The organism is Streptomyces sp. NPDC040410 (assembly GCF_055595715.1).
In genome coordinates this window covers 12,745-34,868 of the sequence record NZ_JBVIVK010000005.1, presented here as the reverse complement: position 1 = coordinate 34,868, position 22,124 = coordinate 12,745, and the positions used below count along the sequence as shown (strand labels likewise).

The window sequence follows — 22,124 nt, the reverse complement described above, 5'->3', positions numbered from 1 at the left end:
GGTTCCGGGCGCGGGGGAGGGGCTGGCGGCACCGGCGTTTGCCGGGTGAGGTGGGCTGGTGCCGGGGGGTGGGTCGCGCAGCCCGGCGTGACCGGGTGCCGCCTGCGCACACCGGTGCCGCCCCAGCGGCACGACCGCCCGCGGCTGGGCGGCGGCCTACGACAGCCCCGCTGCCTTTCGTTCCTCCGGCGTCAACGGTGGTCCGCTCAGCGGTGGCCTGAGCGGGCCGACCAGCGCGCCCAGCAACACCCGCGGAGCCAGCAGCACTTCGGCACCCCGCTCCAGTGACATCACATCCGTCACCTTCCGCGCGATCCGCCCGTTGCCCGTGGACGCGAGGGTCAGACGGTCGACGTACGTCGCCAGCAGGCGCTCGCGCCGGGTCGGCCCGGACTCCGTCGCACCGGGGAAGAAGACGTCCTGTCCGACGGCGAGGTCCCACGCCGCCCCGACCGGCCGGGCCACCGCCTTCTGGATACGCCGTGACAGCCCCGGCGAACCCCACCCGTGGCGCCGTACCGCGTCCCGCAGGGCCACAGCTCCCTGGGCGGCGACCGACATGCCGTGCCCGTACACCGGGTTGAACGCGGCGACCGCGTCGCCGAGGACGGCGAAGTTCTCCGGCCACACCGGCATCCGCTCGTAGAAATGGCGGCGGTTGGCGGTCGTGCGGGTGAAGGCGACGCCGGTCAGCGGCTCGGCCTGTGCGATCAGCTCGGCGACTATCGGGTGCCGGAGTTCCTCGCGGGCGTACCGGTCGAAGTCGGCGGTGTCGGCGGACGGTTCGCCGCCGCGTGTGCCGAGCAGGGTGACGAGCCAGTGCCCGTCCTCGATGGGCAGCAGGACGCCTCCCCGGCCCGGCTCCCCGGAGCGCGGGTCCGCCATCACGTTGACGACCGGGAAACCGTCCCGGGCCGCCGCCGGCGCGCGGTAGAGGCGGGTCGCGTAGGCGAAGCCCGAGTCGACCTCCCGCCGCTCGGGGGCCGGCAGCCCGAGCCCCGTCAGCCATTGCACGGCACGGGACGCACGCCCCGTGGTGTCGACGACCAGGTCGGCCGCGAGGGTGCGTTCGGTGTCGTCGTGCGCGCGGATGCGGACCCCGGTGACGGCGGCGTCCGTACCGTCGAGGCCGAGCACCTCGGCCCGGTCCACCAGCTCCACCCGGTCGTCCGCGAGCACCTCCTCGCGGACGGTCGCGTCCAGCAGGTCCCGGCCGCACAGCAGCATGAAGTGCGACTCGGCCCAGCGCCGGTACCAGCCCTTCGGCGACAGCGCCACCATGTCCGTGGTGACGGGCAGCCGGTGCGCCCCCGCCTCCCGCAACCGTCCCGTGACGCCCGGCAGCAGCTCCTCCAGCGCCCGCGCACCGCCCGACCACAACTGGTGGACGTGCCGTGCCTGGGGCAGCCCCTTGCGCGGCTCGGGGCCGGCGGGCAGCCTGTCGCGCTCGACGACGGTGACGCGGCCGGCGACCGGGGCCAGGGCACGGGCGGCGAGCATGCCGGCGAGGGAACCGCCGAGGACGACGGCGGTGGTGGGGCGTTGGCTCATGGACGGGCACGCTCTCTGCTGCGGTCACTCATGTCGGGCACGCTCTCGGCCGGGGCGGCCGCGCGGGTGCGGACCGCCGAGATCTCGTCGGGGCGGCGGAGGGCCCGGGACACGGCCGCGATCTCCTGAAGCAGGTCCGTGGTGTCGGGGTCGCCGCTGCCGTCCCCGTCGGGTGAGCGCCGTTTGGCGTCCACGGCGTCCTGAACGGCGACGGCGGCCGCGACCGCCTTCGCCGGGCCGGGCTCGAAGCCGAGGTCGAGCGCGGCGTCGTACGACCGCTGCCGCCGCTCCTCGTCGATGTGCCGGGCCAGGGGCAGCAGGACGTCGCGGATGAACGTCTCGCGGCGGATCAGGCGCAGTTCCGGTGTGGCGTGCAGCACGAAGGGGACGCCGCTGCCGTTGACGGTCCGCATCAGCGCGTACAGGGGCCGCAGTTCGTGGTGGGCGAGCCGGACGCGCCAGCGCTCGTGCAGGTACTGGCCGGCGTGCGGGAGGATGAAACCCACCGCGATCAGGATGGCCGACAGACAGGCGACCGGCGGGGCCAGGGACGTGCTCAGCCAGTCCAGGTCGTGGCCGGTCCAGCGGGCCACCACGGCGGTGAGCTTCGCGCCGTCGAAGATCAGGTTCATCGCGTAGCCGACGCCCAGCGACTTCAGACCCCAGCGGAGCCAGGCGTCGAGCCCGTCGGTGCGCACCCAGTTCCAGATCAGCCGGGAGGTGATGAGGACGGCCACGGTGTGCGCGAGCAGGTAGAGCAGGATCTCCTCGCGCATGAAGGGGGTGGACGCGTAGTAGGTGTCCAGGTCCCGTTGCCGTTCTACCGGCGCGTCCGCGAGGGCGAACAGCACCCACAGCGCGACGATCACGCCCGCATACAGGGTGATGACCCGGCGCATCGCCCGGCGGGTGGGCGCCGTGCGGTCGGACAGGCCGTTGCGCCAGGCGATGATCAGCAGCAGACAGGACCCGCAGAACGCGGTGAGCAGGGAGTACACCAGGGGGGCCGCGATGTTCGGTACGCCGGTGACCCGGTTGGTCCAGGCGATCGTGGCGGGCGCCGCGAACACGAACACGGAGCAGGCGAGCAGCAGCAGTCCGCCGACCGCGCGCAGCAGCGGGTCCTTCCACAGCCTGACGATGGTGGGCAGCTTGATCACCAGGGCGGACGTGAGGACCGCGGTGGGGATCCAGAAGGAGATGTAGAACTCGTCCAGGAGACCGGCGGGGTTGAGCGCCAGCTCGAAGGAGCCGTGATCGAGTGTCACCGCGCCGTCCTTCCGCGTCCGCGGTAGCCGAGGGTCCTCTGGAGAGGGTCGAGGGGGACGCCCGGGCCCGTACAGGACAGCAGGGGCCGGAAGACGGTGGCGAGGCGGTGGCCGAAGTCGTCGGCCTCGGCCTCGTCCTGCTTGCGGGAACCGTCACGGGCTGCCACGGTGAGCGCGAGGTTCTTCCAGGCCGGCTGGTCGGCGAACGCGTGGGCCGCCGCAGTACCGGCCCCGTGGTGATGAACGTGTCCCGCGTGCATGTGCCACAACTCATGGCCGAGGATGACCAGTTGCTGCACGGCCTCGGCCCTCTCCTCCACGATGACCAGGTCGAAGTCCTGGAACTCGACCCACAGCCCGGTGACTTCGATCTCGTCCGGGAACCGCTCGAAGCGCAGATCGAGGCGCCGCCCGCCACGCCGCGTGCTCATCTCCTCGCACAGCACCCGGCACAGTTCGCGCACGTCGGCCGGCGGGAGGGGTCTCGCCCGCAGGGACGCGGCCAGGTCGGCAGCCAGACGGCGCATCTTGGAGCCGCTCCGCGAGCGCCGCAGCGCCGCAGCGATCCGGGCCGCCGTCTTCCGCGCGCCCGCGATGTCCATCGCTCCCCCTTGGTCCCTGTCACCGCCGCACAGCACGTTGTTCGAGACTACGCGTCCGGATGTGTCCGCGTCATGTGATCCGCCGACCGTTGTTCAACGGGGAACGACCGCGGCCTTTCGAAACTTCCGGCCACCCGCCGACTGCCCGGCCCATCGACGCTCAGGCGCTCGGAATCCACAGTTCCGTCCGGACGTCCGGCCAGCATTCGCCATCCCCCGGACGGCACGCTCACCGTCCTCCCTGTTCGGCGGACTGAAGGTCATACCGGCATCACCGGCACTCCGCCGGCCGCGCTGCCCAGCAGCGCCAGCCGTACCTTGCCCGGACCCGAGGGTGTGGTCCCGTCGGACAGAACCGCCAGGGCCAGTGTGTTGGCCCCCCGTGTGCGCAGGATCCCGTTCGGCAGGACGAAGGTGTGCTGCGGCCCCACGTCGTTGATGTACTGGCCCATGTTCCAGCCGTTGAGGAAGATCTGGACGCGGTAGGCGCGGGACGGGTCGTCCTCGAGGACGAGGCCGACCGAGGCGTCGGTGCCCGCGTCCACGGCCAGCCGGAAGCTCGTCCGGTACCAGGTCACCCCCTGCCGTCGGTCCTCCCGCGGCAGCTCGGCGGCCGCCCAGTCGCCGTCGCCGTACTCCGGCAGGTGCCAGCCTTCCCGTTCGCCGTGCAACCCGCCGTTGTTCTGCGGCCCGCGCACCGGGTCTGGTGCCGACTCACCCTGCAGCCTCCAACTCATCCTCGGCGAAGCCCCCTTGAAGGTGACCGCGGTCAGCCCGCGTGCCGCCTTGTGGGTGTCGTGCGCCTCGCCGTCCCGGTCGTGCTGCATCCGCCGCACGAGGACGGACAGGACGTGGGAGTCACGTGCGCCCTGCTCGCCGCGCACCTTCCCGCGCAGCTCCTCCGACACGTCGAAGGTGGCCTTCGCCGCCCAACTGCCCTGCTCCGCGGTGCTTTCGTCGGGGACCGGCATGCGATGGGCGCCCAGCGGCTGCCCGTCCAGCCACGCCATCAGCAGCCCCTGCGTGCCCGTGCTGTAGGCGAGAGAGACGGACTCCACTTCGGTCACGTCCTGCTTGAAGTGCCCCCGGTACCAGACGTCCCCGTAGTGGAAGCCGTAGTCGTCCGCGAACAGCACGGGCTGCCCCTTGGGCACCGGGGTCGTGCTGTACGAGGTCTTCTTGTCGGCGGCCGTCCACCGCGAGTCGTCGAAGCCGGGCGCCGACTCGGGGTTCTCGGCTTTGCGCCGCCAGCCGCCGTCCAGCGAGGGCAGCGTCACCGGCGCCACGCCGGGCAGCAGCTGCAGGTTCATCAGGCTGCTGGAGGCGCTGATCCTCGTCGGCACCACCTTCTGGTTCCAGGTCACCTGGCTGATGCCGCGCGGCCCCCACACCTCGATCCCGGACGCCGTCTTCGTGTCGCCGGTGACGTGCACGGTGGAGTCGCTCAGGGCGGCCTCGCGCACCAGCGACGGGCCATACACCAGCACCGTGCCCGACGGGGTGTCGTACGGCCACAGCCGCAGAGCGGTGCCGTCGTCGGCGAGGAGGATCAGCAGCTGCCGGTCGGACCCGCCGCCGTCGACCAGGATCCGGCTCAGCCCGCCGACGCCGAGCGGCGCGGTGATGCGCAGCAGGCCGCGGTCGAACACCCAGGCGACCTCCGGGTCCAGCCGGGTCGGCGTGGGCTCCTCCGGGCACTCCACCACGATCTGCGCCATCTCGCCGTACCGACCCGAGAACACGACGATGTCCTGCCGCCCGGCCTTGAGGAACATCGTGGGTTCCACGGTGGCGTACTTCAGCTTCCGGTCCCCGCCCATGGACAGCCCGGTGGCGAGCAGCCGGGCGTCCCGCGCGGGGACGTTGACCGGCACCTCGATGCCGGCGTCCGGCAGCGGGGAGGAGATCGCCTCGGCGGTGTCGTTGCGCACGACGTACACATGGGAGTGCGTGTCGGGATTGGTCAGGTGGTACACCTTCAGCCGCCCGTCCGCGGCCTTCACCCGCGGCGCCCGGTCCAGCTTGGCGAAGTCCGGCACGCGCTGCAGCAGATGCCCCAGCTGGTGCACGGCGGCGAGCTTCGGCGTCGGATTGCGTGCCTCGTCGAAGGCCGCCCCGTAGTCGTACGACGTGTAGACGACCGGCGCGGGCAGCCATCCCCAGGAGGTGCCGCCGAAGGTCATGTAGACGTTGTGCAGCGTGATCCCGTTGGCGAGGTTGGTGAAGTGGAAACGCCGCTCGTACGCCGCGTCCCGGGTCCGCCGCGCCTGAGCGTACCCCTTCTTCTGGAACGACACCCCGCCCCACGGATCGGACCAGCCGCCGCCGAACTCCGGCACGAACCCGGGCGTCTTCGGACTGGCCGACGCCCCGCCCTTCGCCCCGCCGGTCCCGAAGTGCCCCCAGTCCGGCGGGGTCCTGTCCGGCGACGGATACCCGTCGAAGCCGTACAGCCAGCGCCCCTTCTCGCCTCCGGTGTCGAAGGACCCGGGCACCCAGTACCCGTTCCTGCCCTTGTCGTTGTGGAACAGCGGTACGTCGATCCCGTCGGCCCGCACCTTCTTGTACAGGTGGGACATGTAGGCGCGGCCGGTCGCCTGCCCGGCGTACGCGTCGTACTCGTTCTCGATCTGGTAGAGCAGGACCGTGCCCTTGCCCCGGGTGAACAGGTGCCGGCCGGCGATGGCGTTGACCTCGGTCAGCCATGCGTCGGCGTGCTTCAGGTAGGTCGGGTCGGCGGTCCGGGCCCTGCCCCCGGTGGCCGTCAGCCAGCCCGGGAGGCCGCCGCCGTCGATCTCCGCGTCGATGTACGGGCCCGGGCGCAGGATCACGTACAGGCCGGTCTCGGTGGCCGTGCGCAGGAACAGGTCCAGGTCGCGGACGCCGGTGAAGTCGTACTCGCCGGGGGCGGGTGAGTGGTAGTTCCAGGCCACGTACACGCTGACCGCGTTGTAGCCGTGCGCGCGCATCTTCTGCAGCACGTCCCGCCACAGCGACGGGCTGGGCAGCCGGAACGGGTGCAGCTCGCCCGACCACAGGACCAGCCGCCTGCCGTCGATCACCAGCGAGTACCGGTCGAAGCCCACCGTGTGCTCCCGCCCGTCGGCGGCCGGCGGCGCCGGCGCGGGACCCGTGGGCGCGGTGTGGGACGCGTAGGCGCTGGATCCCCCGGTGCCGCTGCCGCTCAGCGCGAGACCGAGCGCCGTGGTGCCGGCGAGGGCGCTGAATGTACGTCTGCTGAGCTCCAAGGGAGCGCCTCCTGTACTGCCTGTTCCGTTCCGCCGTAACGCGAGTGCCACGTGGGGTCAATGTCGGGTTGGGCCATTGTGCACACCTGGACGCCTCACAATGTTCGTATGAGGATCTCCGCACGGTCGGACTACGCGGTACGCGCGGTGCTGGAACTGGCCGTGCGGCAGGGCGGCGAGCCGGTGAAGGCGGAGGTCGTCGCCGCTGCTCAGGGCATTCCGCACAAGTTTTTGGAGGGGATCCTCGGCGACCTGAGGCGCGGGGGAATCGTCGACAGCCGGCGGGGCGGGGGCGGCGGCTACCGGCTGGCCCGCGATGCGTCGCGGATCACAGTCGCCGACGTGATACGGGCCGTGGACGGGCCCATCGTCTCGGTCCGTGGCGAGCGTCCCACGAGTCTGGAGTACACCGGGTCCGCGCGGCCGCTGCTGCCGCTGTGGATCGCCCTGCGCGCCAATGTGAGAAGGATCCTGGAGGGCGTCACGCTCGCGGACATCGCGGCGGACGCGCTGCCCGAGTCGGTACGGCAGCTCGCCGCCGAGCCGGCCGCCTGGGAGAACCCGTGACCTTCGCCCCGTACGCGCTCGGTCTGTGGGCCGTCTGATCAGGCGGTGCTGAGGCCCACGGTGAGCGTCACCCGGTGCGGCTCTGGATGACCTGGGGATGCACCGGCCAACGCCCGCTGATTTCAACCGAGTCCGGGCACTGTTCGTTCCCTGTGAAATCCGAACCTGTGAATGGCCGGAGTTCGCCCTGACCGCCTCCTGCGGGGCTTCCTACGATGCGATCGCCCCTCGCCCTTCACAGGATTCCCACAGGTTCTTCATGTGGGTTCTTCGAAGGCCGAGGGTGCAGCCACCCCCCAACCCCTTTAGGAGAGACCATGACCGGTGGACTCCTGCTGAGCGGCGCGGTCGCCGCTCTCCTCACCGCCGCGCTCCCCGCGCAGGGCCCGTCCGGCGGGTTCGAGGACCCGCCCCCGGACAAGATCGTCATCAAGGTGGCCACGGTGAACGGCTCCGGCTGTCCCCAGGGCACGACGGCGATCGCCGTCTCCGAGGACAACACCGCCTTCACGGTGACCTACAGCGACTACCTCGCCCAGGCCGGCGGCAACTCCGACCCCACCGCGTTCCGCAAGAACTGCCAGCTCAACCTGATCGTCCACGTCCCGCAGGGCTTCACCTACGCCGTCGCCAGCGCCGACTACCGCGGCTTCGCCGCGCTCCAGCCCGGCGCGAGCGGCACCCAGCGAGCCTCGTACTACTTCCAGGGCTCCCCGAGCACGGCCTCCAGGACCCACCCCTTCAGCGGCCCCCACAACGACAACTGGCAGGCCACGGACACCACGGACTGGGCCCAGCTGGTCTGGGCCCCCTGTGGAGTCCAGCGCAATTTCAACATCAACACCGAGCTCCGCGTGAGCGCCGGCACGCAGGCGCCCGGCAAGGTCAGCTTTATGACGATGGACTCGACCGACGGGGACATCAGCACGGTGTACCACTTGGCGTGGAAGGAGTGTCCGGAGTCCTGAGGGCCGGGCGGCCTCCCCGCTGACCGGACGAAGTGGGCCCTGGGTGACCGCAGTCGTGAGGTCGCGGTCGCCCAGCGCCCGAGGTGGGCGTCAGCTCCGCTCCACGCCCGGGACGAGCGTCGCCTCGGCGGTGCGGCCGACTTGCCTCCGGTGATGCCGGGGCGGACGTACTGTCCGTCGAGGTGGCAGGAACCCGGAGACCGGGGTGTCGGCGCGCGGGGTCGTGGTCAGCGAGTGTCTCCCAGGGATGCGAGCAGCGCGCGCAGGATCCGGGTGAGGTCCTTCCGGTCCGCGTCCGCCAGGCCCGAAAGGATCTTCCGCTGGTTCTGCACGTGACCTTCCACCGTGCGGTCGACCAGGTCCCTTCCCTCGTCCGTGAGGGCGATGTGCAGGCTGCGGCGGTCGCCGGGGACGGACTCGCGCGTGACGAGGCCGCGGGCGACGAGCCTGTCGATGCGGTTGGTGAGAGCGGCCGAGCCGATCATGACGCTGGCGGCCAGTGACTTGGCCGTCAGTGGCCTGCCGCTGCGGCGCAGGGTGGCCAGGACGTCGAACTCCCACGTCTCCATGTCGTACTGGGCGAAGTAGTCCTTCAGGTGGGTGCTGACCAGTCGAGACAGTCGCAGGATACGGCCGATCGCGCCCATCGCGTCGAGGTCCAGGTCGGTGCGCTGAGCGGCCCACTGATCGAGGAAGTCGTCGACTGCATCACGCATGAGGTCACCTCTTCTTTGCCAATGCGTCAACCATATTAATTCGACGCCAAACTGTTTGACGGCACTCTAGTTCATGCCATAGCTTCTCGATGTCAGATAGTTCGACGTCGAAGGATGGTTTCGTGTCCGAGTCCGTGGAGCCGCCGGCTGCCGACCACACCACCGTGTCCAGGATCATCCGCTCACGCCGCAGCATCCGCCACTACCGGCCGGACCCCGTACCGGCGCCGCTGCTGCACGAACTGGTCGATCTCGCCCTGGAAGCGCCGTCGAGCTTCAATCTCCAGGCCCGTTCCGTCGTCACCGTCATCGGTGAGGAGGGCCGCAAGGCGCTGGCGGAGGCCACCGGCGGACAGCCGCATCCTCAAGAGGCGCCGGTGATGCTCGTGTTCGTCGCCGAGTCCGGCGCGTGGCGGGAGGACCGGGGCGACGTCTGGGACACTGCGACACGTCTCGGAGCGTGGTCCGAGCGGTTCGCGGCGGCATCGCCGGACGACGCGCGTGCCTTTCACGAGGACTTGCACCAGCGTGGGCTCACCCGTGAGTACGCGGTGAAGGACGCCATGATCGCCGCGTCCTTCATGCTGATCGCCGCGCATGCCGCCGGCCTTGCCACGAGTCCCATGAACGGGTGGGACGAGGGCGCGGTCAAGAAGGCGATCGGGATCGAGGGCCGTGAGGATCTCCACATCGCCCTTCTCATGCCGCTCGGTTATCCGTCCGAGACGCGGCTTCATCCGGGGCGGCGAGACCGGTCGTCGACGGTGTACAGCGAGACCTACGGCTGAGAGCCGCCCGGACATGCCGTGGGCCGGTCGCGGGTCCGTCGTGGGCTTGTCGCGCCCGGCGGAACCGCACATCCACACGGCCCGGCGCCCCTGACGGGGCGCCGTAGCACCACCATTACCAGAACATCCGTAATCACCAGGGGGGTTGGTCCGACATGACCACTGTCAACAAGCTCGTCCAGGTCGCCGGCATCATCGACGCCGCGGAAGCCGACATGATCATCGGGGAGGGGGCCGACTGGATCGGGTTCGCGCTGCGGCTGCCGTCCGGGAAGGACGACATCCCCGAGCAGGACGCCGCAGTCATCATCAAGGGGCTCAAGGCCCCGCACGCGGGCGTCCTCATCAGCTACCTCACCGACGCGGAGGAGATCAGCGACTTCTGCCACGAGCTCGGTGTCGTCGCCGTACAGCTGCACGGTGATGTGGAGACGGAGCAGCTGCGGCGGCTGAAGGAGGCCCGCCCCGACCTGTTCGTGCTGAAGTCCCTCGTCGTCAAGCAGGACAACGCCGACGAGCTGCTGGAACTCGTCGACGACACCCACCCCTTCGTCGACATGTACATCACCGACACGTTCGACCCGAGGACGGGCGCCAAGGGCGCCACCGGCCTGACCCACGACTGGAACGTCTCCGCCGAGCTGGTCCGCCGCTCGCCCAAGCCGCTGATGATGGCCGGCGGCCTGAACCCGGAGAACGTCGCCGACGCGATCAGGGCCGTCAAGCCCGCCGCCGTCGACGCGCACACCGGACTGGAGGGCCCGGACGGGCGCAAGGACCGCGCGAAGGTCGCCAAGTTCATCGCCGAGGCGCGCCGCGCCTTCGACGAGATCGGCTGACCGCCCGTCGAAGCGGGGGGCGTCCGGCCGGAGGGCCGCCCGGATGCCCCACCCTTCCCGCACTCTCCAGCGACCCGCGTTCCAGCCACCGCCGAGGAGCTCAGCCATGGCCACGGGCCACAACGTGCACCTGTTACCGCAAACCGACCAGTTGCGCGCCATCCACACGATCATCAGGGACAAGGACTGCACCCGGGAGGACTTCGTCTTCTACTCGCGGCGCGTGATCCGACTCCTGCTCGAAGCCGGCATGGACCTGCTGCCGTTCACCAAGAAGGACATCGCCACTCCCGTCGGCGCCACCTACCACGGCCTCGAGTTCGCCACGAAGATCTGCGCGGTGCCCGTCATCCGGGCCGGTGAGGCCATGGAGGCCGAGCTCCGCGACGTCCACCCGGGCATCCGCATCGGCAAGATCCTCATCCAGCGCGACAAGCGGACCAAGCTGCCGCATCTCTACTACAAGCACCTGCCCGCCGACATCGCCGACCGCCACGTACTGCTGCTGGAGCCGATGCTGGCCACCGCCGGGTCCGCGCTGGCCGCCGTCGACGTGCTGCTCGACTCCGGCGTGCGCGAAGACCACATCATTATGATCAACTTCCTGTCCTCCCCCGAAGGGCTGCGCCGTGTCGACCGGGCGCGGCCGCACGTGAAGATCGTCACCAGCGCCATCGAGGACCGGCTCAACGAGCACGCGTTCATGATCCCCGGCATCGGTGACTTCGGCGACCGCTTCTTCGGTACGACCGACTCCGGAGCCAACACATGAGCAGCCAGGCCACCAGTCCGGCAGGCGGCGAAGCGAGGGGTCAGCGGCTGGCCGCGACCTCCGCGCTCACCGCCCTCGCCCCCGCCGTCTGGGGATCCACCTACCTGATCACCACCGAGTTCCTGCCGCCGGACCGGCCCCTGCTGGCCTCCACCGTGCGCGCCCTGCCGGCCGGGCTGATCCTGCTGCTGGTGACGCGGACCCTGCCCAAGGGGATCTGGTGGTGGCGGGCCGTCGTCCTCGGCGTGCTGAACATCGGCGCCTTCTTCTACTTCCTCTTCCTCGCCGCCTACCACCTGCCCGGCGGAGTGGCCGCCCTGGTGATGACCGTCCAGCCGATGATCGTGCTGCTGCTCGGCGCACTGCTGCTGAAGGACCGCATCCAGCGGATCCACCTCCTCTCCTGCCTGATCGGTGCCGCGGGCGTGGCCCTGCTCGTACTGCAGCCGCACGCGGGCCTGGACGGTGTCGGCGTCGTGGCCGGACTCCTCGGCGCCCTGTCCATGGCGTCCGGCATCGTCCTCACCAAGCACTGGGGCCGCCCCGACGACGTCAGCCTGCTCACCTTCACCGGCTGGCAGCTGACCGTCGGCGGCCTGGTCCTGCTGCCGATCACCCTGACCACCGAGGAGCTGCCCGACCATCTCACCTGGGGCAACGTCGGCGGATTCCTCTACCTCAGCGTCATCGGTGCCCTGATCGCCTACGTCCTGTGGTTCCGCGGACTGTCGCGGCTGCCCGCCCTCGCCGCCTCGTTCCTGTCGTTCGCCTCACCGCTGTGCGCGACGATCCTCGGCTATCTCTTCCTGGACCAGACCCTGGGCGCGCTCCAACTGCTCGGCGCAGCCGCCGTCGTGGCGGCGGTGGTCCTCGCCCAGCCACGTAACCGAGCCAAACCGATCACACCGGTACCGCCGACGCGCGCCGCCAGCCGCGTCTGAGCACCACACCAACCACGGGGGGAACAACCGTATGAACACCCAGACTCCGATATCCGGCGTGTTCTTCAAGCACGCGTCGCTGCGCAGCCTGCTGACCTACCAGGCCCGGCTGCGCCCCGACGACATCGCTGTCACCACCACGGCCGGCGACCTCACGTTCCACGAACTCAAGGCCCACGCCGACCGGTTGGGCTCCCATCTGACCGCTATGGGCGTCGCACCCGACACCTGCGTCGGCCTCTACACCGAAAGCTCCGCCGATCTGATGACCGGCGTCTGGGCCATCCTCACCGCCGGCGCCGCCTACCTGCCGCTGTCGCCCGACTATCCCGAGGCCCGCCTCAGGTTCATGGTCGAGAACTCCGGAGCCCGGGTCATCGTCACCCAGCCGCACCTGCGCGACCAGGCCCTGCGCCTCGCGCCCGAGGGCACCCGGGTCGTCACCACGGCCGACGCCGCCGAGGCCCCGGCGGCCCCCCTGCCGCAGTCGCACGGCGAGCACCTCGCCTACGTCATCCACACCTCGGGCAGCACCGGCAAGCCCAAGGGTGTGATGATCGAGCAGCGCAGCATCGTCTCCCAGTTGCAGTGGCTGGCCAACTGCGGACACCTCGGGCCCGGCGTGTCGATCCTGCAGAAGACGCCGATGAGCTTCGACGCCGCCCAATGGGAGATCCTGGCCAACGCCGTCGGTGCCCGCGTGGTCATGGGCGCCCCCGGCCTCTTCCGGGACCCCGAGGCGATCATCACCATGATCTGCGAGCACCGGGTGACCGCGCTGCAGGCCGTGCCGACCCTGCTCCAGGCCCTCGTCGACACCGAGGAATTAGGCGCGTGCACCTCCCTGACGCGGCTCTTCTCCGGCGGTGAGGCCCTCACCCGCAGGCTCGCCCGAGACCTGTTCACTGCCCTGCCCGGAGTGTCCCTGGTCAACCTGTACGGGCCTACCGAGACGACCATCAACGCCACCTCGCACTGGGTCGACCCCGACGTCCTCGGCGAGGCTCCGGCCGGGATTCTCCCCGTCGGCGTACCGGCCGACAACGTGACCTGCTACATCCTCGACGAGAACAGGCAGCCGGTCGACATCGGCGAGAGCGGCGAGCTGTTCATCGGGGGCGTCCAGGTCGCCCGCGGCTACATCGGCCTGCCCGCGGTGACGGCCGAGCGCTTCCTCACCTCCCCGTTCAACCCGACGGAACGCCTGTACCGCACCGGCGACCTGTGCCAGTGGAACCCGGACGGCACGATCCAGTTCACCGGCCGCACCGACAACCAGGTCAAACTGCGCGGGTACCGGGTCGAGCTGGAGGAGGTCGCGTCCCGGATCGAGGAGCACACCTGGGTGCGGCGCGCGGCGGCGATCGTCACCGACGACCCGCGCACCGGCGGCAAGTCGCTCGTCGCCGCGGTGGAACTGAACGAGCGCACCGCCGCGGTGATGGACCAGGGCCGCGACGACGCCGCCCACCACCAGTCGAAGGCGTCCAAGCTCCAGGTGCGGGCCCAGCTCGCCAACCCCGGCCTGCGCGCGCCCGAGGAGCTGGCGGACCGCCAGGTCGCCGAGCTGCCGGGCAAGCAGGCCACCGACGAGCAGCGCCGGGAGGCGTTCGCCCGCAAGACCTACCGCTCCTACGAAGGCGGCTCCGTCACGGCCGACGACCTGCTGGCCCTGCTCTCCCCGCGCCACCGCACGGCGCACGCGCCGCGCGCGCTCACCGAGCTCACCCTGGAGGAACTCGGGCGGATCCTGCGCTGGTTCGGCCCGTTCCGCAGCGAGGAGCGGCTCCTGCCCAAGTACGCCTACGCCTCACCGGGCGCCCTGTACGCCACCCAGCTGTACCTGGAGATCAGCGGCGTGTCCGGCCTGTCCGGCGTCTACTACCACCACCCCGCCGACCACACCCTCGTCCGCGTTGCAGACCTGCCCGAAGAGACCCCGGCCCCGAGCCTGAGGGTGCACTTCCTCGGCCGGAGGCGGGCCATCGAGCCCGTCTACAAGAACAACATCGTCGAGGTGCTGGAGTTCGAGGCCGGCCACATGCTCGGCGTGTTCGAGGAGGTCCTGCCCGGACACGGCCTCACCATCTCCCCCGTCGGTTTCGAGCCCGCGGTCAGGACGCGGCTCGACGTCGCCGAGGACGACCACTACCTGGGCACCTACGCGATCACCGAGGACCACGGCAGGGCCGGCCCGGACGAGGTCGAGCTGTATGTGCAGGCCCACGACGACCGGGTGGCGGGGCTGGCGGCGGGCCTGTACCGGTACCGGGAAGGGCGGCTCGACCGGATCGGCGCGGACGTCGTAGAGCGGCGCCACGTCATCGCCATCAACCAGGGCGTGTACGACGCGGCCTCCTTCGGGATCAGCGCCGTCTCCCGCGCCACGGACGAGTGGCGGACGTACATCGTGCTCGGCACCCTGCTGCACCGCCTCCAGCGCGTTCCCCAGATGGGCCTCATGTCCTCCGGCTACTCCTCCAAGACGGGCAACCCCCTGCCGGCCTCCCGGCGTCTCGACGACCTGCTCGCGGCCTCCGGTGTGGCCGCCGCGCCCGCCTCGTACTTCTTCGTCGGCGGCCGGATCAGCGCCGGGCAGGCCGCGCACGAGGGCATGAACGAGGACGCGGTGCACACCAAGGGCCCCGCGGAGATGATCCGCGACGACCTGGCTCAGTTCCTCCCGGACTACATGATCCCGGCACGCGTGGAAGTGGTGAACGAGCTGCCGCTCACCGCGAACGGGAAGATCGACGCCAAGGCCACGGCGCTCCTGCCGGAGGTCGCCCAGGCCCGCACCGCGACGCAGTACGTGGCCCCCGCGACGGCGACGGAGCGGTGGCTGGCGGCCGAGTGGGCCCGGATGCTGAAGTACGACGACGTCTCCACCCAGGACGAGTTCTTCGCCTCGGGCGGCAACTCCCTGCACGCCGTGGCACTGGTCAACAGGATCAAGCGGGAGTACGGGGCCTCCCTGCCCCTGCAGGTGATCTTCGAGTCGCCGAAGCTGGCCGACCTCGCCGCACGCATCGAGGGTGGCACGCCCGAGCGCGCGTCCCGCCTCGTCCCGCTGCACACGGGCGGGGCAGGCAGCCCGGTGTTCTGCTGGCCGGGGCTCGGCGGCTACCCGATGAACCTGCGGCCGCTCGCCCGGGGCGTGGACCTCGGCCGGCCCGTCACCGGCATCCAGGCGCACGGCATCAACCCCGGCGAGGTGCCGCACGGCACGATCCGGGAGATGGCCATGGCCGACGTGGCGGAGATCCGCCGCGTCCAGCCGTCCGGGCCGTACACGCTGTGGGGCTACTCCTTCGGCGCCCGGGTCGCCTTCGAGGCGGCCTGGCAGCTGGAGCAGTTCGGCGAGAAGGTCGAGAACCTGCTGCTGATCTGCCCCGGCAACCCCGAGGTGCGCGCCGAGGACGGACGGCGCTGGGGCCGCGAGGCCTCCTTCGCCAACCCCGCCTACGTCACCATCCTGTTCTCCGTCTTCGCGGGCACCGTCCACGGCCCGGCCGTGGAGGCCTGCCTGCGCGAGGCGATGGACGAGGACTCCTTCGTGGCCTTCGTCCACGGCCGGCTGCCCGCGCTGGACGAAGGAACGATTCGCCGGATCACCCGGATCGTCGCGGAGACGTACGAGTTCGAGTACAGCTTCCGCGAGCTGCGTGAACGCCGGATCGACGCGCCGGTCACGATCTTCAAGGCCCAGGGCGACGACTACTCGTTCCTCGAGTCCAGTTCCGGCTACTCCGCGACGCCGCCCACCGTCGTCGATCTCGACGGGGATCACTACGGGGTGCTGAAGAAGCACGGCGTGGCCGAACTCATCGGCCGAATACAAGACGTGACGAACCGTCACTGAAGCTCCTCGCCCCGCGGATTCCCCCGCTGCGGGGCGAGGTCCCCACTCAGAAGGGAGCGCGGCCGTGCCGCACATCAGCATCAAGCATTTTCCCCGCACCTTCACCGAGGCCGAGAAGGCCGACCTGGTCGCCACGCTGACCGAGGCCGTCACCCGGGTGTTCGGCACCGAACCGGGAGCGGTGTCCCTCGCGGTGGAGCCCGTCGAGCCCTCGCTCTGGACGGAGCGGGTCCACACACCGGAGATCGACGACAAGTCCCACCTGCTGTGGAAGCAGCCGAACTACTCGAAGCCCATCCCCACTGAAGGACACCGATGAGCCGCATCCCCGTCGTCTACAGCGAAGAGGTCCGCGACGCCCTGCACGAGCGGCGTCCGGTGGTCGCGCTGGAGTCGAACGTCATCACCCACGGTCTGAAGTACCCGCACAACGCGGAGACCGCACTCAAGGTCGAGGCCGCCGTCCGCAAGGGCGGCTCGGTCCCGGCGACCATCTGCATCGAGGACGGCGCCATCCGCGTCGGCATGACCGAGAAGGACATCGAACGGTTCGCGTCCGGGTCCGGCATCCCCAAGGTCTCCAGCCGGGACCTGCCCGTGGTGCTCGCCCGCCGGGGCCGCGGCGCGACCACCGTCGCGTCCTCGCTCGTCGCCGCCGAGCTCGCCGGGATCCCGTTCTTCTCCTCCGCGGGGCTGGGCGGCGTCCACCGGGGCGCGGAGACCAGCATGGATGTCTCCTCGGACCTGATCCAGCTCACCCGCTCCAAGGTCGCGGTCGTGTGCGCCGGCGCGAAGATGATCCTCGACCTGAAGCTGACCATGGAGTACCTGGAGACCCAGTGCGTCCCGGTGATCTCCTACGGCTCGGACGACTTCCCCGCGTTCTACTGTGCCTCCAGCGGCATCAGGTCCCCGCACCGGATCGACGACGAGGACCTGATCGCCGAGGTCGTCGCCACCCACTGGGCCACGGGCCACCCCGGCGGCGTGGTCCTCACGACCCCGCCCCGGGCGGAGGACGCCGTCGACTCCGACGAGGCCGAGGCCGCGATCAACGACGCGCTCGCCCAGGCCGAGTTGGACGGTGTCACCGGCCAGGGCCTGACGAAGTACCTCATGCACGCGGTCGACCGCGCGACCGGCGGCCGTACCGCCCAGGCCAACATGGCCGTCCTCATCTCCACGGCCGAGGTCGGCGGCCGCCTCGCCGCGGCCTACGCCCGCCGCGGCCGGGCTTAGACCCTGTCGTCACCTTGCCGCCTGCCCCGCCCTCCGGGCGGGCGACGGGAATGTGACCGCGGACCTGGGGCCTTGGTGGCTGCGGTTTGCGTCCGCCTTCGCCGGGCCTCAGGACCTGGCGGCTGCGGTGGGGGCCCGCCGCTGGCCCAGGCCCTGTCGTCACCTTGCCGCCTGCCCCGCCCTCCGGGCGGGCGACGGGAATGTGACCGCGGACCTGGGGCCTTGGTGGCTGCGGTTTGCGTCCGCCTTCGCCGGGCCTCAGGACCTGGCGGCTGCGGTGGGGGCCCGCCGCTGGCCCAGGCCCAGTCGCCGCCTCTCGTCCGTCCCGCCCTCCGGGCGGACGACGGGAGCCTGGCGGCACGGCCTGGCGGCACGCCCCGACGGCACAGCTTGGCGGCACCGACGGCACGGCCTGGCGGCACAGCTTGGCGGCACCGACGGCACGGCCCGGCGCCTGGTTCGTCTGGCAGCCGGACGTCCCCACGCTCGAACAAAGCCCGTGCGGGGGCGGCCTCATCGTCCTCGCCCGCCTGCGCTGACCCGCCGCCGGGGCGGTCCGCACCCGATCCGCCGGACGTGCCCCGAGCGCGCCTGTTCCTCCATCTCCGACACTCGCAAAGGAAGATCCATGACCTCTCTCTTCGACTCCGTCACTTTCGGCAAGATCCCGCTGAGCAACCGGATGGTCATGGCGCCCATGACCCGCAACCGGGCCAAGCCGTGCGGCGGGGCGACCGAGCTGATGGCCGAGTACTACGCGCAGCGCGCCTCGGCCGGGCTCATCATCACCGAGGGGACGCAGCCCTCCCAGGTCGGACAGGGCTTCGTCAACACCCCGGGCCTGCACCACCCCGAGCAGGTCAGGACCTGGCGGACCGTCACGGACGCCGTGCACGCCGCCGGCGGCAGCATCGTCGTCCAGCTGATGCACTCCGGCCGGATCGGCCACCCGTCGCTGTACGACAGCGCCCACACGTCCGTCGCCCCGTCCGCGATCGCGGCGGCCGGGCAGTGCTTCACTCCCGACGGCCAGCAGGACTATCCCGTCCCGCACGAGCTGACGGCCGACGAGATCGCCGCCACCGTCGAGGACTTCGCTGCCGCCGCCCGCAACGCGGTCGAGGCCGGCTTCGACGGCGTCCAGATCCACGCCGGCAACGGCTTCCTGCTGCACCAGTTCCTCGCCGGGAACACCAACCACCGCACCGACATCTACGGCGGCTCCGTCGCGAACCGTATCCGCCTCACCGTCGAGGTCACCGAGGCCGTCGCCGCCGCGATCGGCAACGAGCGCACCAGCGTGCGCGTCTCGCCCGGCAACACCTACAACGACATCGCCGAGGGCGACACCGAGGCCCTGTACGCGGCCCTGGTCCCGGCCCTGCCGGAGCTCGCGTTCCTCGAGGTCTGCGAGATCGTCACGCGCCCAGTCACCCGTGCCGTGCGCGACCTGTGGCAGGGCAACCTGGTGGTCAACCCGCACGCCACCCCGGACTCCTTCCCGGCCACGGCCGAGACGGCCCGGCAGATCCTGGACGAGGGCCTCGCCGACGCCGTGTCCCTCGGCGCCCTCTTCCTGGCCAACCCCGACCTGCCCGCCCGGGTCCGGGCCGGAGGCCCGTTCAACGCGCCCGACGAGTCGACGTACTACGGCGGCGACCACCGCGGCTACACCGACTACCCGATCCTCGGCCAGTGAGGGCGGTGGCCAGGGGCGCCGAGCGGCAGCTGCTGCTGTTCTCCGGGCGGGCCCACCCCGACCTCGCCGAGCGGATCGCCCGTGAACTCGGCACCGGTCTGGTGCCGACGCAGGCGCGGGACTTCGCCAACGGCGAGATCTACATCCGCTTCGAGCAGTCGGTGCGCGGCGCGGACTGCTTCGTCCTCCAGTCCCACACGGCACCGATCAACACGTGGATCATGGAGCAGCTGATCATGATCGACGCGCTGAAGCGGGCCTCGGCCCGCAGCGTGACCGTCGTGGCCCCGTTCTACGGCTACTCGCGCCAGGACAAGAAGCACAAGGGCCGCGAGCCGATCTCGGCGCGGATGGTCGCGGACCTGCTCACCGCGGCCGGTGCGGACCGCGTGATCACGGTCGATCTGCACACCGACCAGATCGTGGGCTTCTTCGACGGTCCCATGGACCACCTCTTCGCGCTGCCCACGCTCGCGGATCACATCGCCGCGGTGACGGACCACGACCGGCTCACCGTGGTGTCGCCGGACGCCGGCCGGGTTCGGGTCGCCGACCGGTGGTGCGACCGGCTCGGCGCGCCGCTCGCGATCGTCCACAAGAAGCGTGACAAGGACGTCGCCCACCAGGTCAGCGTCCACGAGGTGGTCGGTGACGTCGAGGGCAGGGTGTGCGTCCTGGTGGACGACATGGTCGACACGGCGGGCACGATCTGCGCCGCGGCCGAGGCGCTGTACGCGAACGGCGCAGAGGACGTCATCGTCGCGGCGACGCACGGCATCCTGTCCGGCCCGGCGGTGGACCGTCTGAAGAACTCCAGGGTCAGCCGGTTCGTCTTCACCGACACCCTGCCGACGGCCGCCGCGACCGGCCTGGACAAGGTCGAGGTCCTGTCCATCGCGCCCGTGGTGGCCCACGCGATCCGGGAGATCTTCGAGAACGGCTCGGTCACGAGCCTCCTCGAGGAGCTGTGACCCAAGGCCCGCGCAGTCACCGCCCTGGAGACCGCGCGGGCCATTGGCCGTGCAAGTGGTTTCGCAGCCACGGCCACGGCCGTCCCGTCCGGCGACACCAGCCGTCCGGTGCGGTCAGCCCGCCTGGCCCATGCCCGCCGCGTTCGGCCAGTTCCGGGCGTGGGGCCAGCCGGTCGCCGGGGCCGTCGCCAGGCCGCCGGGGCCGGTGGTGCCGCGGACCTGGGCGGCCGTGAGGCCGCCGCGAGCGGGGACACCGGGCGGGGTCGGGCCCGTCATCGCGGCCGCCGCCGGCATCGGCGCGGGGGCGGGCACAGGGGCATGGGCGGGCGCTGGAGCGGGCATCGCGGGCGCCGGAGCGGGCATCGCGGCCGGCATGGGCGCGGGTGCCGGGTAGGCGACGGGCTGCGGGACCTCCGGTACGGCGGCCGGAGCCGGCATCGGAATCCCGCCGCCGGTCTGATCCGTCTGCGCCATCTGCGCCATCTGAGCCGCCGCCGGCAGCGGCATGCCGGTGCCGGCCGCCGGGGCTGCTGCGAGCCCCGGCATCCCGGCACCGACGGCCTGAGCGGCAAGGCCCTGCATGCCGGCCCCGTTGGTGGCGCCGACCAGCCGGTCCACTGCCGCCGTACCCGAGCTGTAGCTGGTCCCGGTAGCCAGCTCGGGTACGGCGGCTCCCCTCCTGGTCCCGTAGAGCACCTGTTCCAGGCCGGACACCAGGCGACGCACGTCCACCTGGGGGCGCACCACGAGCCTCAGGAAGCGGCTGGACGAGCCGATCTTGTTGCCGCACTCGCGGACCAGGATGCGGTGCTCGGTGAGCAGCCGGTCCCGGACCACGGTGCCTTCGGCGCCCACGGGGAGGCGCACGAAGAGGAAGTTGCCCTGCGACGGGTAGACCGTCAGGCCGGGCAGCGCGGAGAGCTGGCTCGACATGTCCAGGCGGTCGCGGTACACCTGGCGCAGACTCTGCGCGTACTCGGCGCCGTGCTCCTTGAGCATGAACACCACGTACTCCGCGAAGGAGTTGAGGTTCCATTTCGGCAGCATGGAGCGGACCCGGCCCGCGAGCGACGGGTTGGCGACCAGATAGCCGAAACGTATGCCGTGCAGGCCGAAGTTCTTGCCGAGGCTGCGCAGCACGATGACGTTGGGCCGCAGCATGGCCTCCTGGACGACGCTGGGTTCGGCCTCGGCGTCCGCGAACTCGAGGAAGGACTCGTCGATCACGACCAGGTCCAGGTCGGCCATCGCGTCCATGAACTGCACGATGGCGTGCTTGTGCAGGAAGCCGCCGTCGGGGTTGTTCGGGTTGCAGATGACGGCGACGCGGGTGCCGCGGGCCCGGATGAACTCGGCGTACTGCGCGAGGTCGAGGGCGAAGCCGCTGGACTCCTGGAGCGGGAACATGTCGACCCGCTTGCCGGTCTCCATCGGCTGGTCGGTCCAGCGGCCGAAGGTGGGGACGGGGACGGCGAGGGACTCGCGCACCAGAAGGTGGTCGATCCAGGTGATCAGCTCCGTGGAGCCGTTGCCCATCGCCACGCACTGCGGTGGCAGCCGGAGCAGGCTGCACAGCTCGGCCGTGATGGTGTCGGCGCTGCTCGGATAGTACGTGATGATGTCGCGCATCCTGGCCGACATCTCGTCGAACATGGCGGGCGTGGGGAAGTACGGGTTGCACGGGATGCAGAAGTCCACGGGGCCCGATCCGTCGCCTTCTCGCGTCAACGCCGCCATTGACGGGCTGTGCGCCGCTGTGCTGCGGAACAGCGAGGTGACGTTGTCAGCCAAGGGGAGCCTCCGTAGGTGGCGGGCCCGGCGGGGACGACCGGGCCCGTCGTCTGGGTGGCCCGTGCGGGGGAGCACGGGCCGCCCTTACATACGGAGGCTGGTGGTGCGTTGTTCAACGGGTGTGAAAGAGGTGTGAGTTACGGAACCGAGGGCCCGCCTTCCGCGTGAGGCCCGCCGTGCCGGCCCGGGATCTCCAGCGGCTGGACGATGCCGCCGTACCCGAGCAGGTAGCCGATCAGCGCGCCGGTGTGGCCTGCCGAACGCGGAACGGTTTGGACACGATGGCCGGGATGGAGGGGAAT

17 protein-coding genes are annotated in these 22,124 nt (G+C 71.0%); 11 read left to right on the top strand and 6 right to left on the bottom strand.

The genetic code is table 11. The annotated features are described in order from the left end of the window. Positions 1-156: 156 nt before the first annotated feature. From ACZ562_RS12385 to ACZ562_RS12370, 4 genes are all read right to left on the bottom strand, one after another. On the bottom strand, positions 157-1,551 hold the full coding sequence (locus ACZ562_RS12385; protein ID WP_471176988.1) for an FAD-dependent oxidoreductase: 1,395 nt from the start codon (positions 1,549-1,551) through the stop codon (positions 157-159). Beyond that, positions 1,548-2,819, bottom strand: a complete 1,272-nt coding sequence (locus ACZ562_RS12380) for an MAB_1171c family putative transporter (protein WP_471176985.1) — start codon at positions 2,817-2,819, stop codon at positions 1,548-1,550. The genes ACZ562_RS12385 and ACZ562_RS12380 overlap by 4 nt, the downstream gene beginning before the upstream one ends. Beyond that, positions 2,816-3,421, bottom strand: coding sequence for a toxin-antitoxin system, toxin component family protein (locus tag ACZ562_RS12375; protein ID WP_471176983.1), 606 nt, complete (start codon positions 3,419-3,421; stop codon positions 2,816-2,818). The genes ACZ562_RS12380 and ACZ562_RS12375 overlap by 4 nt, the downstream gene beginning before the upstream one ends. A gap of 260 nt (positions 3,422-3,681) precedes the next feature. After that, a complete protein-coding gene (locus ACZ562_RS12370; protein WP_471176980.1) occupies positions 3,682-6,669 on the bottom strand; it encodes a glycoside hydrolase family 35 protein in 2,988 nt (995 codons plus the stop codon). Between the two features lie 108 nt (positions 6,670-6,777). Here ACZ562_RS12370 and ACZ562_RS12365 point away from each other — a divergent pair, with 108 nt between their 5' ends. Together ACZ562_RS12365 and ACZ562_RS12360 are read left to right on the top strand one after the other, a co-directional pair. Next, positions 6,778-7,236, top strand: coding sequence for an RrF2 family transcriptional regulator (locus ACZ562_RS12365; protein ID WP_471176977.1), 459 nt, complete (start codon positions 6,778-6,780; stop codon positions 7,234-7,236). Positions 7,237-7,553: 317 nt separating this feature from the next. Beyond that, positions 7,554-8,204 (top strand): DUF4360 domain-containing protein, encoded by a 651-nt coding sequence (locus tag ACZ562_RS12360; protein WP_471176975.1) that lies wholly within the window; start codon positions 7,554-7,556, stop codon positions 8,202-8,204. Positions 8,205-8,431: 227 nt separating this feature from the next. Here the strand turns inward: ACZ562_RS12360 and ACZ562_RS12355 are convergent, their stop codons facing one another. Further along, positions 8,432-8,920 carry a MarR family winged helix-turn-helix transcriptional regulator gene (locus ACZ562_RS12355; protein WP_471176971.1) on the bottom strand — a complete coding sequence of 163 codons (489 nt, stop codon included), beginning with the start codon at positions 8,918-8,920 and terminating at the stop codon, positions 8,432-8,434. Between the two features lie 122 nt (positions 8,921-9,042). Here ACZ562_RS12355 and ACZ562_RS12350 point away from each other — a divergent pair, with 122 nt between their 5' ends. The 9 genes from ACZ562_RS12350 (at position 9,043) to ACZ562_RS12310 (ending at position 20,031) form a co-directional block, all read left to right on the top strand. Beyond that, positions 9,043-9,708: a nitroreductase family protein gene (locus ACZ562_RS12350; RefSeq protein WP_471176968.1), complete on the top strand. Its 666-nt coding sequence runs from the start codon at positions 9,043-9,045 to the stop codon at positions 9,706-9,708. Between the two features lie 155 nt (positions 9,709-9,863). Beyond that, on the top strand, positions 9,864-10,547 hold the full coding sequence (locus tag ACZ562_RS12345; RefSeq protein WP_471176966.1) for a phosphoribosylanthranilate isomerase: 684 nt from the start codon (positions 9,864-9,866) through the stop codon (positions 10,545-10,547). Between the two features lie 106 nt (positions 10,548-10,653). Continuing rightward, positions 10,654-11,319, top strand: a complete 666-nt coding sequence (gene upp, locus ACZ562_RS12340) for a uracil phosphoribosyltransferase (protein WP_471176964.1) — start codon at positions 10,654-10,656, stop codon at positions 11,317-11,319. Next, positions 11,316-12,260 carry an EamA family transporter gene (locus tag ACZ562_RS12335; RefSeq protein ID WP_471176961.1) on the top strand — a complete coding sequence of 315 codons (945 nt, stop codon included), beginning with the start codon at positions 11,316-11,318 and terminating at the stop codon, positions 12,258-12,260. Before upp ends, ACZ562_RS12335 begins: the two co-directional genes overlap by 4 nt. Before the next feature lie 31 nt (positions 12,261-12,291). Then, complete coding sequence (locus ACZ562_RS12330) at positions 12,292-16,122, top strand: non-ribosomal peptide synthetase family protein (RefSeq protein WP_471176959.1); 3,831 nt, start codon at positions 12,292-12,294, stop codon at positions 16,120-16,122. A gap of 64 nt (positions 16,123-16,186) precedes the next feature. Beyond that, positions 16,187-16,441, top strand: coding sequence for a tautomerase family protein (locus ACZ562_RS12325; RefSeq protein ID WP_471176956.1), 255 nt, complete (start codon positions 16,187-16,189; stop codon positions 16,439-16,441). Then, on the top strand, positions 16,438-17,361 hold the full coding sequence (locus ACZ562_RS12320) for a pseudouridine-5'-phosphate glycosidase (RefSeq protein WP_471176954.1): 924 nt from the start codon (positions 16,438-16,440) through the stop codon (positions 17,359-17,361). The genes ACZ562_RS12325 and ACZ562_RS12320 overlap by 4 nt, the downstream gene beginning before the upstream one ends. 628 nt (positions 17,362-17,989) lie before the next feature. After that, positions 17,990-19,060 carry an alkene reductase gene (locus tag ACZ562_RS12315; protein ID WP_471176950.1) on the top strand — a complete coding sequence of 357 codons (1,071 nt, stop codon included), beginning with the start codon at positions 17,990-17,992 and terminating at the stop codon, positions 19,058-19,060. Continuing rightward, positions 19,057-20,031: a ribose-phosphate diphosphokinase gene (locus ACZ562_RS12310; protein ID WP_471176947.1), complete on the top strand. Its 975-nt coding sequence runs from the start codon at positions 19,057-19,059 to the stop codon at positions 20,029-20,031. The genes ACZ562_RS12315 and ACZ562_RS12310 overlap by 4 nt, the downstream gene beginning before the upstream one ends. A 114-nt stretch (positions 20,032-20,145) precedes the next feature. Here the strand turns inward: ACZ562_RS12310 and ACZ562_RS12305 are convergent, their stop codons facing one another. Next, positions 20,146-21,822 (bottom strand): pyridoxal phosphate-dependent aminotransferase, encoded by a 1,677-nt coding sequence (locus tag ACZ562_RS12305; RefSeq protein WP_471176945.1) that lies wholly within the window; start codon positions 21,820-21,822, stop codon positions 20,146-20,148. Positions 21,823-22,124: the final 302 nt, after the last annotated feature.

Excerpts from the sequence above, each read along its gene's own strand:
- ACZ562_RS12335 (WP_471176961.1), top strand. The coding sequence starts at position 11,316 with ATGAGCAGCCAGGCCACCAGTCCGGCAGGCGGCGAAGCGAGGGGTCAG.
- ACZ562_RS12360 (WP_471176975.1), top strand. The coding sequence starts at position 7,554 with ATGACCGGTGGACTCCTGCTGAGCGGCGCGGTCGCCGCTCTCCTCACC.
- ACZ562_RS12365 (WP_471176977.1), top strand. The coding sequence starts at position 6,778 with ATGAGGATCTCCGCACGGTCGGACTACGCGGTACGCGCGGTGCTGGAA.
- ACZ562_RS12355 (WP_471176971.1), bottom strand. The coding sequence starts at position 8,920 with ATGCGTGATGCAGTCGACGACTTCCTCGATCAGTGGGCCGCTCAGCGC.
- ACZ562_RS12345 (WP_471176966.1), top strand. The coding sequence starts at position 9,864 with ATGACCACTGTCAACAAGCTCGTCCAGGTCGCCGGCATCATCGACGCC.
- ACZ562_RS12385 (WP_471176988.1), bottom strand. The coding sequence starts at position 1,551 with ATGAGCCAACGCCCCACCACCGCCGTCGTCCTCGGCGGTTCCCTCGCC.
- ACZ562_RS12375 (WP_471176983.1), bottom strand. The coding sequence starts at position 3,421 with ATGGACATCGCGGGCGCGCGGAAGACGGCGGCCCGGATCGCTGCGGCG.
- ACZ562_RS12330 (WP_471176959.1), top strand. The coding sequence starts at position 12,292 with ATGAACACCCAGACTCCGATATCCGGCGTGTTCTTCAAGCACGCGTCG.
- ACZ562_RS12315 (WP_471176950.1), top strand. The coding sequence starts at position 17,990 with ATGACCTCTCTCTTCGACTCCGTCACTTTCGGCAAGATCCCGCTGAGC.
- upp (WP_471176964.1), top strand. The coding sequence starts at position 10,654 with ATGGCCACGGGCCACAACGTGCACCTGTTACCGCAAACCGACCAGTTG.
- ACZ562_RS12320 (WP_471176954.1), top strand. The coding sequence starts at position 16,438 with ATGAGCCGCATCCCCGTCGTCTACAGCGAAGAGGTCCGCGACGCCCTG.